At 73.0% G+C, this 14,347-nt stretch carries 15 protein-coding genes; 5 read left to right on the top strand and 10 right to left on the bottom strand.

All coding sequences use genetic code 11. From position 1 onward, the window contains the following. Window positions 1–985: 985 nt before the first annotated feature. The 5 genes from UO65_RS24430 to UO65_RS24450 are packed head-to-tail and all read right to left on the bottom strand — an operon-like array spanning window position 986 to window position 4,437. Window positions 986–1,441: a hypothetical protein gene (locus tag UO65_RS24430; RefSeq protein WP_052021728.1), complete on the bottom strand. Its 456-nt coding sequence runs from the start codon at window positions 1,439–1,441 to the stop codon at window positions 986–988. Continuing rightward, window positions 1,438–2,505, bottom strand: a complete 1,068-nt coding sequence (locus tag UO65_RS24435; RefSeq protein ID WP_035286711.1) for a molybdopterin-dependent oxidoreductase — start codon at window positions 2,503–2,505, stop codon at window positions 1,438–1,440. The genes UO65_RS24430 and UO65_RS24435 overlap by 4 nt, the downstream gene beginning before the upstream one ends. Beyond that, window positions 2,502–3,122: a methyltransferase domain-containing protein gene (locus UO65_RS24440; RefSeq protein WP_035286713.1), complete on the bottom strand. Its 621-nt coding sequence runs from the start codon at window positions 3,120–3,122 to the stop codon at window positions 2,502–2,504. The genes UO65_RS24435 and UO65_RS24440 overlap by 4 nt, the downstream gene beginning before the upstream one ends. Continuing rightward, a complete protein-coding gene (locus tag UO65_RS24445) occupies window positions 3,119–3,781 on the bottom strand; it encodes a TIGR04282 family arsenosugar biosynthesis glycosyltransferase (RefSeq protein WP_035286715.1) in 663 nt (220 codons plus the stop codon). The genes UO65_RS24440 and UO65_RS24445 overlap by 4 nt, the downstream gene beginning before the upstream one ends. Continuing rightward, window positions 3,778–4,437, bottom strand: coding sequence for a glycosyltransferase family 2 protein (locus UO65_RS24450; RefSeq protein WP_035286717.1), 660 nt, complete (start codon window positions 4,435–4,437; stop codon window positions 3,778–3,780). The genes UO65_RS24445 and UO65_RS24450 overlap by 4 nt, the downstream gene beginning before the upstream one ends. A gap of 158 nt (window positions 4,438–4,595) precedes the next feature. On the opposite strand from UO65_RS24450, the gene UO65_RS24455 reads away from it, so the two are divergent. The 3 genes from UO65_RS24455 to UO65_RS24465 are packed head-to-tail and all read left to right on the top strand — an operon-like array spanning window position 4,596 to window position 7,697. Beyond that, window positions 4,596–5,957 (top strand): hypothetical protein, encoded by a 1,362-nt coding sequence (locus tag UO65_RS24455; RefSeq protein ID WP_035286719.1) that lies wholly within the window; start codon window positions 4,596–4,598, stop codon window positions 5,955–5,957. Window positions 5,958–5,964: 7 nt separating this feature from the next. Further along, window positions 5,965–6,657: a response regulator transcription factor gene (locus tag UO65_RS24460; RefSeq protein WP_035286721.1), complete on the top strand. Its 693-nt coding sequence runs from the start codon at window positions 5,965–5,967 to the stop codon at window positions 6,655–6,657. Then, the gene (locus UO65_RS24465) at window positions 6,657–7,697 is read left to right on the top strand and encodes a sensor histidine kinase (RefSeq protein WP_035286723.1); all 1,041 of its coding nucleotides are present in this window, start codon (window positions 6,657–6,659) and stop codon (window positions 7,695–7,697) included. The genes UO65_RS24460 and UO65_RS24465 overlap by 1 nt, the downstream gene beginning before the upstream one ends. A gap of 1,379 nt (window positions 7,698–9,076) precedes the next feature. Here the strand turns inward: UO65_RS24465 and UO65_RS24470 are convergent. Continuing rightward, a complete protein-coding gene (locus tag UO65_RS24470) occupies window positions 9,077–10,138 on the bottom strand; it encodes an NAD-dependent epimerase/dehydratase family protein (protein WP_035286725.1) in 1,062 nt (353 codons plus the stop codon). 133 nt (window positions 10,139–10,271) lie between these two features. Between UO65_RS24470 and UO65_RS24475 the strand changes: the two genes are divergently transcribed. Then, a complete protein-coding gene (locus tag UO65_RS24475; protein WP_035286728.1) occupies window positions 10,272–10,763 on the top strand; it encodes a MogA/MoaB family molybdenum cofactor biosynthesis protein in 492 nt (163 codons plus the stop codon). A 328-nt stretch (window positions 10,764–11,091) separates the two neighbouring features. Here UO65_RS24475 and mscL read toward each other — a convergent pair whose 3' ends face one another. The 4 genes from mscL to UO65_RS24495 all read right to left on the bottom strand — a co-directional run bounded on the left by mscL (window position 11,092) and on the right by UO65_RS24495 (window position 13,403). Then, window positions 11,092–11,523: a large-conductance mechanosensitive channel protein MscL gene (mscL, locus tag UO65_RS24480; RefSeq protein ID WP_035286730.1), complete on the bottom strand. Its 432-nt coding sequence runs from the start codon at window positions 11,521–11,523 to the stop codon at window positions 11,092–11,094. A gap of 37 nt (window positions 11,524–11,560) precedes the next feature. Next, complete coding sequence (locus UO65_RS24485; protein ID WP_035286732.1) at window positions 11,561–12,199, bottom strand: SAF domain-containing protein; 639 nt, start codon at window positions 12,197–12,199, stop codon at window positions 11,561–11,563. A 124-nt stretch (window positions 12,200–12,323) separates the two neighbouring features. Further along, on the bottom strand, window positions 12,324–12,692 hold the full coding sequence (locus tag UO65_RS34935; RefSeq protein WP_084176230.1) for an FmdB family zinc ribbon protein: 369 nt from the start codon (window positions 12,690–12,692) through the stop codon (window positions 12,324–12,326). Window positions 12,693–12,794: 102 nt separating this feature from the next. Continuing rightward, window positions 12,795–13,403, bottom strand: a complete 609-nt coding sequence (locus tag UO65_RS24495) for a 5-formyltetrahydrofolate cyclo-ligase (RefSeq protein WP_052021729.1) — start codon at window positions 13,401–13,403, stop codon at window positions 12,795–12,797. A gap of 25 nt (window positions 13,404–13,428) precedes the next feature. On the opposite strand from UO65_RS24495, the gene UO65_RS24500 reads away from it, so the two are divergent. Continuing rightward, window positions 13,429–14,319 (top strand): UTP--glucose-1-phosphate uridylyltransferase, encoded by an 891-nt coding sequence (locus tag UO65_RS24500; protein WP_035286736.1) that lies wholly within the window; start codon window positions 13,429–13,431, stop codon window positions 14,317–14,319. Window positions 14,320–14,347 lie beyond the last annotated feature (28 nt).

A 14,347-nucleotide genomic window follows, 5' to 3' on the forward strand; every position in this document is an offset into this window, starting at 1 on the left:
GCTCGGCTCGGCCCGCCCGCTCGGCTCGGCCCGCTCACCCCACCCGGCTCGACTTTGCCCGGCCCGGCCTGCCCTGCCCGGTCTGCTTGGCCCGCCCTGCTCCCCCTGGCCTGCCCCGCCCGCTGACCAGCCCTGCCTTGCCCCCTGCTGGCCCGCCCGCCGCGCTCCGCCCGGCTCGGCCCACCTGCCCCAGCTCAGCTACTCCGCCCTCCCGGCTGTCTGGCTTGGCCGCTCGACCCGCCCAGTCTGGCCCGGGCCGGACCCGCCCTGTCCTGGCTGCCGCCCGCCTACCAGTTGTCCACCCGGCCCGGCTGCCCGTTCGCCTGCCCCGCCCGGCAGCCCAGTCCGCCCAGCTCGGCTGCTACGCCCGCCCAACCCGCCCGGCAGCCTGACCTCCCGAGCAGGCGATTCGCACAACCCATCCCGGACGATCACTCCGCCGCACAACCCCAGCCGATCCGGCGCACTTGCCAACCCCCACCTCCAGCCCACCCGGCGACCGACCAGATCCGCAGGCCGACCCGCCCATCGAACAAGCGGACCACTCAGGCGGCACGTGATCCACCCCGGCACCTGCCCACCGCGCACGCACCCACTCTCGGCGCCCCCGCCCGCTTCGGACCCTGCCCACCTTCAGGGTCTCCGCCCACCCTCAGGCACCTGCCAACCCCCCAGCTCATCCGCCCCACCGCCTTCCCCGCCCTCCATCCAGTCCACTCACCCGTTGCCCACACCCTCCGCTTCGCCTTTCCCACGCCCGCGCGTTCGCCCCGCCTGCTCCACAATCACCCGGTCCGCCCAACCACCCCGATCCATGTCCCCTCCACCCTCCGACAGCTTGGTCCCAAGTCAACCCCAACAGCCCGACAATCCCGATCGCCCAAGCCAGCTTGTCCACACCCCGCCCAGAGCAGCCCCCGAATCAATCCAACCAGGACGGTCCGACAATTCCAAGTGGACCGCCGCTGCCTGTGGACAACCCGCCTCACGCCTCCATTTCTGTCGGTGCCCCCTGCTTGGATTGATTCGGGGGCTGCTCAGAACGGCGCCACCCGTTGACCAGCCCAGCGGCCGCCGCCGCCACCCACACCGCGGCCACCGCGATCCCCAGGCCCGCCCAGTGGTCGCGGTCGTGCAGCCCGGGGTTGGTCGGCACGCCGAACGGGTGCCAGATCAGGGGCACCGCCAGGATCGCCAGGAGCGCCGTGCACGTGGCGGCCGCCTTCACCGGCGCGTGCCAGGTCGGGGGGAGGAGGCGGGTCAGCAGGTAGGCCGCTCCGCCGACGACGGGGGCGACCACGGCGTCGTGGACCAGGGGGCCGCCGATAAAGAACGCGGCGCCCTGCCAGGCGTCGCGGAAGGAGGCGTGGGCGAAGTCCCAGGCGAGGTAGCCGCCCCAGGCGAGGGCGGCCAGGCCCAGGGTGAACAGGGCGGCTCTCACAGGACCTCCAGGCGGGTGACCCACTTGGTTTGCAGGACGCCCGGGCGGGTGGGGGCGATCACCCGACAGGGGTAGCCGTGGTCGGGGGTGAGCGGTTGGTCGGCGACGCGGAGTGCCAGGAGGGTGCGGCGGTCGCCGGTGTGGGTGCCGGGGAGGGTGCTGGTGGAGTACAGGCCGCCCTTCTCCAGGGAGGACACGCGCACGTCGACCCCGGGGGCGATCCCGCACTGCCGCAGGAGTTCCGCGACGCGGACCCCGCCCCACACCGCCGAGGCGCTCCAGCCCTCGACGCAGGCGATCGGCAGTTCCTCCGTGGCCTGGGGGAGGGCGTTGAGCTGGTCCAGGGTGAAGCGGTGGACGTCCTCGCCGTCCACCACTTCCAGGTGCCAGTCGGCGGGGACCTCGATGGCGGCCGCGGCGGCGGTGCGGTTCACCGGGAGGTCCACTGTGGAACGCCAGGCCAGGACCGACACCCGGCGCAGCAGCGGCACCGTGGCGCCCGCGGTGGCGACCACGGCGACGCCGGTGGCCAGCCAGGTCGTGCGCAGGAACCGGCGGCGGTCGGCGTCGACCCCCGGCGGGGCCAGGGCGCGGCGGATGACCGGGAGCTTCACCGCGACGTGCACGAGGATGGACCCAATCGCGATCCACGCGACGGCGTAGTGCGCGGTGGGGAAGTAGAAGCCCCACAGGTAGTTCTGGGCGACGTTGAACAGCCCGGTGATCAGTTCGAAGAACGCCGCACCGGACAGCACCAGGATCGACCCGCGCTCCAGCGCGTGCAGCGCCGAACGGACAAGGGGGCGCTCGAACAGCTTCGGGTAGACGCTCCACAGTTTGGCCAACAACAGCGGAATCGCCGCGATCCCGCTGATGACGTGCAGGCCCTGTGTGACCCGGTACAGCCACACGGGTGAACTCGGCCAGGTGAACCACGACGGCGGGTGTTGGATTCCGTGGCTGAGCAGACCGGTCAGGAAGCAGACCGCGAACGCGATCCCCAGCCAGCGGCCGACGCGGGAGGTGACGCGTTCGTCGTGCGCGGGGGAGGCGAAGCGGGTCACCGGGGCACCAACTCGGTGAACCAGCGGCCCACGTGCTCGCGGACCCACCGCACCGCCAGCCCGGCCTCCGCCGCGGCCCCCGGCACCGCGTCCGCCGCCAGCCAACCCCAGTCGAACCAGGGGCCCGCGCCCGCGGCGACGGCGAGCCTGGCCCGGCCGCGGCCGATGCCGCTGCCCGGCGGCTCGACCTCGACCACGGCCGAACCCTTGGCGCACAACAACTCCCTGGCGCGACCCAGCAGCCGCACCGGGTCGCCGCCGATGCCGACGTTGCCGTCGGCCAGCAGCACGTGCTGCCAGCGGCCCTCACCGGGCAGGCGGTCGTAGACGTCGCGGCACAGCGCCGACGCACCCCGCCGCCTGGTCAGGGCCACCGCGGTCGGGGAGGTGTCCACCCCCAGCGCCACCACCCCGCGCGCCACCAGCGCGGCGGTGAGCCGACCCGGCCCGCAGCCCACGTCCAGCGTCGGCCCCGCGCACGGGTCGAGCAGCGACGCGTCACCCACACCGGGGGGTGCCGCCCAGCGGTCCACCGCCAGGGCGATCCGCCCGCCCGCCGCGGTCTCCAACCAACACCGCTCGCCGCGCAACCCGGCGTCGAAGATCCCCGCGGTCACCTGACCGCCAAGCCCTCGACCGCGGGCGCGAACCGACCGGACGGGCACTCCGCGGCGACCCGCAGCGCGTCGTCCATGGTGTCCACATCGGACAACACAGGCAGCTCGCGCAGCCGCACCCCCACCCCGGCCAGCGCCGCCGCCGTGCGGTCCGCCGTGTCCGCGCGCGACATCGGCACCGACCGCAACACCCCCGCCAGCAACGGGTCGCGCAACCCCAGCCCCCACCAGCCCCCGTCGAACGCGCGGCCGAGCAACCCCTCCGCGCCCGACTCCAGCGCCGCCGCCGCCGACCCGAGCAGCTCCGGGTCGACCTGCGGGGTGTCCATCCCGACCTGGAACACCGGCCGACCGGGGAAGCGCTCGGCCACGTCCGCGTGCGCGGTCGCCAAACGCTCCGCGAAACCCTCCCCGCGCTGGGCGAACACCGTGCACCGGGCCAACGCCCCGGCCAGCTCCGCCGACCGCCGCGCCGCCGACAGGTCACCGGTCAGCGCCACCACCGGCACCACCCCGCGCGTGGCGAACACCGCGTCCAACGTGTCCAACAGCGACGCCGCGGCGATCTCAGCGGCCTCCACCGGGGTCGCGGGCGGGGACAGCCGGGTCTTCGCCAACCCGGCGACCGGGGCCTTCGCCACCACCAACAGGCACGTCACCGCAGCACCCCCGCCATGTCCCGGATCGCGCGGGCCGTGCCGCGCACCGAACCGGACACCTTCGACTTCGTCCCCGCCGTCCGCGGCCGGTAGGCCACCGCCGTCTCCCACACCGACCACCGCGCCTCCGCCGCCCGGATCAGCAGCTCGAGGGGATAGCCGAAAGCGCGGTCCTCGACACCGAGTTCCAGCAGGTCCTGCCTGCGCACCGCCCGGGCGGGCGCGATGTCGGTGACCGGGAGCCCGCGCCTGCGCAACAACGCCGCCAGGACCGCGTTCCCGGCCCGCGCGTGCCACGGCCACGCACCCCGGCCCACCGGCACCCGCTTGCCCACCGCCAACCGCGCCTGGCCCCGCGCCACCGCGGCCACCAGCTTCGGCAGCTCACCCGGGTCCAGCGAACCGTCGGCGTCCAGGAAGCACACGACGTCCGCGGTCGAGTGCTCCAGGCCCGTGTGCACGGCGGCGCCGTACCCCTTGCGCGGCTCGTGCACCACCTTCGCCCCGTGGGCCGCCGCGACCTCCGGCGAACCGTCCGTCGAACCGTTGTCCACCACGATCGCGCGGTACCCCTCGGGCAGCGCCGCCAAGACCCCGGGCAGCGCCGCGGCCTCGTCCAGGCACGGCAGCACGACGTCCACTTCTCGCACATCCATGCCGCAACGGTAGGGCGACCGCTCCCCGCCGGACACTCGAAAGCCGCTGTGCGGGGGAAGAACAAGATTGTGTTCACCCTTCTTACGGACTTCTGACGATTGAGCCGAATCCGCTGCGCGTCCCCGGATCGTCGGACCCACGCGGTAGGTTCCCGGACATGGCAGTGCAATCCCCGAACCGGACTCGCGTTCCCGGCGCGCGCGCGGACGTCCTCGCCGCCCTCGGCGCGGCCGCCCTCGTCGCCGCGGCCATCGCGGTCGGCTTCGGCTTCGGCGTGCGCCTGTTCGGCACCAAGCACTTCCCCGGCGCCCCGGACACCTTCGGCGAGTGGCCGGTGCTCGCCCAGTGGCTGCCGCACGTGGGCATCGGCACCCCACTCGCCCTGGTCGTCGCCGTCGCCGCGGTCACCTGGGCGCCGGCGCTGGCCACCCGGCTCGGCTGGCGGGCCGCCCTCGGCGCCGGGTACCTGCTCGCCGTCGCCTGGACGTTCTCCCTGGCCCTGGTCGACGGGTGGACGCGCGGGATCGCCAACCAGCTCACCTCGCAGGACGAGTACCTCGCCGCCGTTCCCGGCATCACCGACATACCGACCATGCTGGACACCTTCGCCCGGCGCATCCTCGACTTCCAACCCGACTCGTGGATCACCCACGTCGCGGGCCACCCCCCGGGCATCACCCTGCTGTTCGTCTGGCTCGACCGGATCGGCCTCGGCGGCGGCGCCTGGGCCGCGGTCCTCTGCGTCCTGGTCGGCGCCCTCGTCGCCGTCGCCGTGCCCGCCACCCTCGCCGCCCTCGGCAGCGAGGAGCAGGCCCGCGCCGCCCTCCCGTTCGTGGCGCTGTTCCCCGGCGCGGTGTGGATGGGCGTCTCCGCCGACGCGCTGTTCGCCGGGGTCACCGCCACCGGGGTCGCCCTGCTCGCCCACGGCGCCACGCGCAGCCGCTGGTGGGCGTGTCTGGCAGGCGGCGTGCTCCTCGGGTACGGGGTCTTCCTGTCCTACGGGCTCATGCTCATGGGCGTCATCGCCCTGGCCGCGGTGCTGGCGGCCCGCAGTTGGAAGGCGCTGGCCTGGGCGGTCCCGGGAGCCCTCGCCGTCGCCCTGGTCTTCCTCCTGGTCGGGTTCTGGTGGGTCGACGGCTACCACCTGGTCGTCGAGCGCTACTACCAGGGCATCGCCAACGACCGGCCCTACTGGTACTGGGTGTGGGCCGACCTGGCCAGCCTGGTGTTCGTCCTCGGCCCGGCCACCGCCGCCGGACTGCGCCGCGCCGCCGGGTCCGGCTTCCTGACCCGCTGGCCACCGCCCGCCGTGGCCATGGCCCGCGCCGGGGTGATCGCCGTGCTGGCCGCCACCCTGTCCGGGCTGTCGAAGTCCGAGGTCGAACGGATCTGGCTGCCGTTCGCGGTGTGGGTCGTGGCCGCCTGCGCGCTCCTGCCCGCCCGCACGCACCGCTGGTGGCTCGGCGCCCAGGCGGCGCTCGCCCTCGCGGTCAACCACATCCTCCTGACGAACTGGTGAGGGACCGATGGACCTGCCGACCCGGGTGCTGGTCGTCGACGACGACGTGACCGTCGCCGACGTGGTGCGCCGCTACCTCGAACGCGCCGGACACCGGGTGACCCTCGCCGAGAACGGCGAGGACGCCCTGCGCCGGGTCGCCGAGGACCCACCGGACCTCGTCGTCCTCGACCTCATGCTGCCCGGCATCGACGGCCTGGAGGTGTGCAGGCGGCTGCGGCAGCGCGGCGCCATCCCCGTCATCATGCTCACCGCACTCGGCGAGGAGGAGAACCGCATCGCGGGCCTGCAACTCGGCGCCGACGACTACGTCACCAAGCCGTTCAGCCCCCGCGAACTCACCCTCCGCGTCGGCTCCGTCCTGCGCCGCGCCCACACCCGCCCCGCCCCACTCACCCCTTCCCTCACCGACGGCGACCTCCGCCTCGACGCGGTGGCGCGCAAGGCCACCCGCGCCGGGGCGGAACTGCCGCTCACCACCCGCGAGTTCGACCTGCTCGAGTTCTTCCTCACCCACCCCGGCGAGGCCTTCACCCGCGAACACCTCCTCGAACGCGTCTGGGGCTGGGACTTCGGCGACCAGTCCACCGTCACCGTCCACGTGCGACGACTGCGCGAGAAGATCGAGAAGACCCCCGCCAAACCCACCCGCATCACCACGGTCTGGGGCGTCGGCTACCGCTACGACAGGACCCCGTGATGGTCGAACCCACCGAGCCGTTCAGCCAGATCCTCGCCCACCTCCTGCACATCCTCCCGGTCGCCCTGGCCCTGGTCCTCCCGGTCGTGCTGGTGGGCGCGGTCCTGCTCCACCTGGTCCGCAACGGCTCCCTCACCACCACCGTGACCGTGCTGGTGCTCGTCCCCGTCGCGGGCCTCATAGCAGGCGTCCTCGGCGTCACCGGGATCATGTTCACCACCACGCTCACCACCTTGCTGCTGGTCTGCCTCCTGGTCACCGTCGTCACGGTCCCGGTGGCAGTCGTCCTCGGCCGCCGCGTCGCCCGCCGCACCGTCTGGGAACGCGAAGCCCGCGAACGCGAAAGAGCGGCGGAAGCCTCCCGCCGCGAACTCGTCGCCTGGATCAGCCACGACCTCCGCACCCCCCTCGCGGGCATCCGAGCCATGGCAGAAGCCCTGGCCGACGGCGTGGTCCACGACCCGGTCGAGGTCACCGGCTACGCGAACCAGATATCCATCGAATCCCGCAGGCTCTCGTCCATGGTGGACGACCTGTTCGAACTGTCCCGCATCACCGCGGGAGCACTCCACCTCACGATGGCGGCGGTCCCCCTCCAGGAAATCGTCTCGGACGCCCTCGCCACCCAACAACCGGTCGCCTCCCGCAAACGCGTCCGCGTCTCCGCAGCCGCCGAGGCCGTCCCGGTGGTCCTCGGCTCAGACCCGGAACTCGCCCGAGTCGTCCGAAACCTCGTCGCCAACGCCATCCGCCACACCCCACCGGACGGAACGGTGGCAGTGGAAATCGGCGTAGTGGGCCAGGAAGCCCTCCTGTCAGTGCAGGACAGCTGCGGCGGCATCCCGGAAACCGAACTCCCCCGAGTCTTCGACGTCGCCTTCCGAGGCAGCGCCGCCCGAACCCCCGGCGCCGAAGCAGGCGGAGGCCTGGGCCTGGCCATAGCCAAAGGCTTGGTGGAAGCCCACCACGGCCGAATCGCCGCCCGCAACCACGACCGAGGCTGCCGCTTCGAAGTCCACCTCCCCCTGGCCACCGCCTGACCCCATGCCCCCGCCCTTTGCTCCCGTCCCACACCTCCTGTCAACCACCCACCCTCGCCTGTGGACAACCCCACCGCCTGTGGACAACCCCACGCACAAACCCCGGAACTGTCAGACCTCCTTGGTAGCCTAGGAATTCGGAACGGCGGGGAGGCAGTGGGCATGTTGGCACCCGTCCAACACCCCCACCCGCCCCCTCCATCACCACCCCACCCGCCGCCCACACGAACCCGCCGCCCCTGCCCAACCGCCTGCGCATCCGCCAGCCGCCGACATGCGCGCACCACTGAGACCGCACCTTCCCGGACCGGGCCAACACATCGGCCGCACCGCAGTCGCCACACCACCCACGCTGCGGCCGCCGCGCAACACCGGTCTTGACGGCCCGGCTCAGCTCCCCGGTCCGGCTGGCCCGCAACAGCCGATCACACGGCACCGGGCCAAGCCGCGCGGCATCGCGCAAGCCGTACGACATCGCGCAAGCCGCGCGGCATGGCGCAAGCCGCGCGGCATGGCGCAAGCCGCGCGGCATGGCGCAAGCCGCGCGGCATGGCGCAAGCCGCGCGGCATGGCGCTGGCAACCCTGGCTGCATCGCGCCAGCTACGCCGCACCGGGCCGGCCACCTGTCGCGCCAGCCCGACTGGCCCAGCCGCACACCGCCCCAACCCACCCCGCTCCGGGCTGACCCAGCCCACGCTGACCCGCTTCGACCTGGGCCAACCAGCTCGGCTCGGCCACCTCGGCCCAGCCAGCCCGGCCTGGCTCGACCGGCCTGGCTCGACCAGCCTGGCCCGGCCAGCCCGGCCAGCCCGGCCAGACCAGCCCGGCCTGGCCTGGCCGGCTTGGCCCGGTTTGGCCCGCCCGCCCGGCTCGGCCCGCCCTGCTCCGCTCCCGCTTGGCCCGCCCGGCTCGGCCCGTCTGCCTCCGGCTGCCTGACCCACTCACCCCACCCGGCTCAACCCCACCCGGCGGACCCGACCCTGCCCGGCGGACCCGACCCGGTCTGGCCCGATCTGGCCTGGTCCGGCCCGATCTGGCCTGGCCGGCCTGGCCATGCACCGCGCCGGTCGTGTGGCGGCCCTGCCGGAGCACTTGTCCGGACGCGCGCTGTAGCGGCCGTGCATTGGTCCGTCGGTGCGTCGAAGTGGCCGCGCACCGAGGTAAATCCCCGCCGCGTCGGTTGTTGTGATCCGTTGCCTTGGGCGAGTTTGACCCTTGCGTCCGGCACCGGCTGCTGGCCTCGGTGTGCCGTCGGTGCCGAACGGGTGGTCGCTGGGCGTGGTGCTTGATTGGAGTTGGGCGGGTGGCACCCGGTGCCGTGTGGCCGTGGAGGGTGGTTGGGCGCGGGTGGAGGGGCGTGGGCGTGCGGGTGCGGGGGTCAGGGGTTGACGGGGGCTCGGAGGGGGGCGGTGGCGAAGTCCTTCATGCCGGTGTTGAAGGGGACCTGGGCGTGGAAGCCGAGGAGGGTTTTGGCGGCTTGGGGGTCGGCTACGACGTGGCGGACGTCGGCGGGGCGGGCGCCGCCGAGGGTTTTGGGGGTGGGGCCGTTGCAGGCTTTTGCCAGTTCTTGGGCCATTTCGCCGACGGTGTGGGGGGTGCCGGAGCAGATGTTGAGGGGGGTGAGGGTGTGGGGTTGGCCTTCTTTTTCGCAGGCCAAGGCGTTGGCTAGGGCTACGTCGGTGACGTGGATGAAGTCTCGGCGTTGGTTGCCGTCTTCCAGGACGGTGGGGGCTTCGCCGCGTTCCAGGGCTGAGCGGAAGAGGGAAGCCACGCCTGCGTAGGGGGTGTCTCGGGGCATCCGGGGGCCGTAGATGTTGTGGTAGCGGAGGGCCCAGACGTGGCCGCCGGTTTGGCGGGCCCACGCGGATGCCAGGTATTCCTGGGCGGCCTTGGTGGCGGCGTAGGTGCTCTGGGGGTTGATCGGGGCGTCCTCGGGGACCAGGAGGGACTCGAGGGGGGCTCCGCAGGTGGGGCAGGGGGGTTCGTAGTCGCCCGCGTCAATGGATTCCTGGCGGCGGGGGCCTGGGCGGACGACGCCGTGGGTGGGGCAGGAGTAGCGGCCTTCGCCGTAGACGACCATGGAGGAGGCCAGGACGAGGCGTTGACGGCCGGTGCGGTGCATCGCCGCCAGGAGGACCGCGGTGCCGTAGTCGTTGTGGCTGGCGTAGTGGGGGGCGTCGGAGGGGTCCAGGCCGTGGCCGACCACCGCCGCCTGGTGGCAGACGAGGTCGGTGCGGGAGACCAGGTCGGTGAGGAGGTCGGCGTCGCGGACGTCGCCCAGGACCAGTTCGTGGGGGGCGGTCCAGGGGGGTGGTTCGGTGGAGCCGTGGGCCTGGGGGAGCAGGTTGTCGAGGAGGGTGACCTCGTGGCCTCGGGTGGCCATGAGGTCGGCCACGTGGGAGCCGACGAAGCCCGCTCCTCCGGTGATCAGTACGCGCATGGGCCAGACGCTAGGGGGCGTCGGAGCGGTTCGCCCGGTGCGCGGCGGCCTCGTCACCGAATGGTCAGATCGGGGGTCGGACACCGCTCACCTCCCGGCCCGCGGGTGGGCCCGGACGGCTACGGTTGGCGGTATGGAACGCAGCGCGCAGCGGCTCGGTCGGGCACTCGTCGTGATCGTGGACGACCGGGTGGCGCACAAGGAACACGAGGACACCGTCGGTCCGCTGGTGACCGAGCTGCTGGAGGAGGCGGGTTTCATCGTCGACGGCGTGGTGCCGGTCGAGGGGGAGACCGTCGCCATCCGCAACGCGCTCAACACCGCGGTGATCGGCGGGGCCGACCTGGTCGTCACCGTGGGCGGGACCGGGGTGTCGCCCAGGGACGTCACCCCCGACGCGACGCAGGGGGTCCTGGACCGGCCCATCCCGGGGATCGCCGAGGCGCTGCGGTCCTCCGGGCTGGCCGCGGGCGCGGTCGACGCCGGGATCTCCCGGGGGTTGGTGGGCGTTTCCGGGAGCACCCTGGTGGTCAACCTGGCGGGGTCCCGGAGTGCGGTTCGGGACGGGATGGCGACTCTGTCCTCGTTGGTCCCCTACGTCATCGGTGAGCTTTCGGGACTGTGATCTCCCAGGGGCGGGCCTGACCACTTCGGGGGTCAGGCCCACTCGTGGTTCCGGGGCCCCCGCCCGATCGTTGCCCGTCTGCGGAAACGACCGGTTCGGCGTCGCGGGTGGGGGAGTCGGTTTGGCGGTGGTGCTCAGCCGCCGTGGTGTGGGGGGCGGTTTTGTTCGTACCAGTCGTCTGCGGTTTTCGCGGGGGTCGGGTCCCTTTCGTCCTTCGTGGTGTCGGGGAGGACGTCGCCGAAGATCTCGTCCAGGGTGGGGCGCCGGGGTTTCGGATCGGGGTCCCGGGCGGGGCGCGGTGGCGTCGGGGGCGGGGTGGGCACGGGGATCAGAGGGTGTCGGGCTTGGGGGCGGGTGCGGCGGCGGGGCTGTTCTGCTGGCGGAGCAGGTCGCGGATCTCGATGAGGAGTTCGACGTCCGTGGGCCGGGCGGGGCCGGGCTCCTCGCCGCGCTTGCGGCGGTCCTGGATCTTCTTGATCGGCAGCACGATCACGAAGTAGACGACGGCCGCGACGATCAGGAAGTTGATCACCGAGTTGATGACCAGGGCGATGTCGACGTAGCTCTTCTCGTTCCCGGTGAAGATCCGGAAGCCCAGGCCCTCGGCCATGCTGGTGCCGCCGACGGAGTTGATCAGCGGCTTCATGACGCCGTCGGTGAACGAGGTGACGACCGAGGTGAACGCGGCACCGATGATGACGGCGACGGACAGCTCGATGACGTTGCCGCGCATCAGGAAGTCCTTGAAGCCCTTGAGCACGCCTTGCTCCGATCTCGCGGTTGCGGGTGGGTGCGGACTATCGGAGGGTAACCGTCACCTCGCCGCGCAGCGAAGCGGCCGCGACGTCGTGCGCGGCCCGCTCGGGAAGGGCCAGCAGGAGCAGCGGCGGCGCGTTCGGCCCGCCTCCGGCCAGGGCGCGGACGGTGAGGACGGTCGCGTTCTCCGCCAAGACCTCCGGCGGGTCGCCGGGCTCGGCGGCTGCCACCACGTCCACCCTCGATCCGGGGCGCAGCAACGACGACACCGTCGGGTCGGCCGGGCGCAGCGGGACCGCGGCGGCGCCGGGGCCGACCGCGAGGGCGGTGTTCTCCGCGCCCACCAGCCGGACGCGGGTGATGGGTTCGCCCTCGGCGGCGGGGCCCGCGAGGAGGCGGCCCGCGGCCTCCGCCGGGTCGGTCAGAGCACCGGCGGGCAGCAGGTCCGGCGGGGCGCGGACGACCCGCACGTCGGTCGGGGTCAGCGCGGTGGCCGCGGACAGGGGTTTCGCCGCGACCAGCACCGGTGTCGAGGCCGGTTCCGCCGCGGGGTGCCACAGCGTGGTCGCGGCCGCGGCGAGCAGCAGCACCCCCGCGACCACCCGGCGCAGGGCGAGGGCCCTGGGCAGGGTGGCGCGGAGGGCGCGCAGGCGGATCAGCGTCGGGTTGCTCGCGGGCATCGGGTGCTCCCTGGTCGTGTCGGTGGTGACATCGACGTTAGGGAGGCGGTGGGGCGCGCGGAAGGCACGGGGCGGACCTGTGGATGGATTCGACCCATGTGGACAACCCGGGGTGGGTCCGGGGTCAGGAGGCCTTGGCCGTGCCCGACGACGAGGCCGACGATGCCGACGCGGCCGGTGTCGGGGACTTCGCCGAGCCGGACCCCGAGGACTCCGACTTCGCCGACGACTCCGACTTGCCGGAGGACTCCGACTTGGTCGACGACTCCGACTTGGCCGGGGACGCGTCCGCGGCGGGAGCGGTGGACGACGTCGACGAGCGGCTGTCGTTGCGGTAGAAGCCGCTGCCCTTGAAGACCACGCCGACAGAGCTGTAGAGCTTGCGCAGCCGCTGCCCGCACTCGGGGCACTCGGTCAGCGACGCGTCCGAGAACGACTGCACCGCCTCGAAGCGGTGCTCGCAGACCGTACAGGCGTACTGGTACGTGGGCACGGGGGCCTTCCTCCCAAACTGGCACTCAACAGGCGAGAGTGCTAACACTTGATTCTGCGACAACGCGGACCGGGAACGCAAACATTCCGACACGAGGTCACATCAGCGCAACCTGAGCAGCCCGCGCCCCGGCGTCAGCACGGCCGTCATGGTCACGTCGTGGCCCTCGGCGGGCAGCACGTCGAACAATTCCGCATCGCGCACCACGGCCACCAGCGGGGTGTCCGCCGCCGCGATCGACAGGCTCCGGTCGTAGAAGCCCGCACCCCGGCCCAGGCGCGTCCCTCGCCGGTCGACGGCCAGCGCGGGCACCAGGACCACGTCCGCGATCCGCAGCGCCGTCTCACCCAGCCGCTCCCCGATCGGCTCGCGCAGCCCGTACGGGCCGGGCCGCAGGTCGTCGCGCCCGTCGTACCAGGCCCACTCGAGCGGGCCGCGCCCGTTGACCACCGGCAGCAGGATGCGCACGCCCGCGTCGGCCACCTCGTCGAGCATCTGCACCGACCCCGGCTCCGACCCGATCGGCACGTACGCGCACAGCGTCTGCCCCCCGCGCACGACCCGGCCGCTGGTCAACTGGGCCGTGAGCTGCATGGCCTCGGCGAAGCGGGTGGCGGCGGGCACCCGGCGGCGGTTCGCCAGCAGCGCGCGTCGCCACTGGTCCTTCGTCCACGCGCGTGTAGCTTCGAGATCACTCCCAGTGCCGGCCACGCCACTGAGGTTAGGCTGCCTGTCCATGAGCGCGTTCACCGCATTCACCACCGCCATCGTGCCCGCAGCGGGTCTGGGCACCCGGTTCCTCCCCACCACCAAGGCGGTTCCGAAGGAGCTGCTGCCGGTCGTGGACACCCCCGGTATCGAGTACGTCGCGGCCGAGGCGGCTGAAGCGGGGGCGACCCGCCTGGTCATCGTCACCTCACCCGGCAAGGAAGCCGTCGCCGACTACTTCCGCCCGCAGCCGGAACTCGAAGCCACCCTGGCCGAGCGGGGCAAGGACGCGCTGCTGGAGAAGGTCCGCCGCGCGCCCGGCCTGCTCGCCGTCGAGACCGCCACCCAGGACAAGGCGCTGGGCCTGGGCCATGCCGTCGGCTGCGCCGAGCCCAACCTGCGGCCCGAGGACGAGGCCGTCGCCGTGCTGCTGCCCGACGACCTCGTGCTGCCCACCGGCGTGCTGGCCCGGATGGCCGCGGTGCGCGCGGAGAAGGGCGGGACGGTGCTCTGCGCCTTCGACATCCCCAGGGCCCAGATCTCCGCCTACGGCGTGTTCGACGTCGAGGACACCGGCGAGGACGACGTCAAGAAGGTCAACGGCATGGTGGAGAAGCCACCCGCCGACGAGGCCCCGTCCACCTTCGCCGCGGCGGGCCGCTACCTGCTCGACCGGGCGATCTTCGACGCCCTCGGGCGGATCACCCCGGGCGCCGGTGGCGAGCTGCAGCTCACCGACGCCATCGCGCTGCTGATCGACGAGGGGCACCCCGTGCACGTGGTCGTGCACCGCGGCGGACGGCATGACCTGGGCAATCCTGGCGGTTTCCTGCGTGCCGCAGTGGACTTCGCACTGGACCATCCGGAGTATGGGCCCAGCCTCCGCGAGTGGTTGAGCGCGCGGATCAGCGGTCGGTAGGGGATCGGGACGGAACGGGTACGGGGTA

It is taken from the genome of Actinokineospora spheciospongiae (assembly GCF_000564855.1).
In the GTDB taxonomy this organism is placed as follows: domain Bacteria; phylum Actinomycetota; class Actinomycetes; order Mycobacteriales; family Pseudonocardiaceae; genus Actinokineospora; species Actinokineospora spheciospongiae.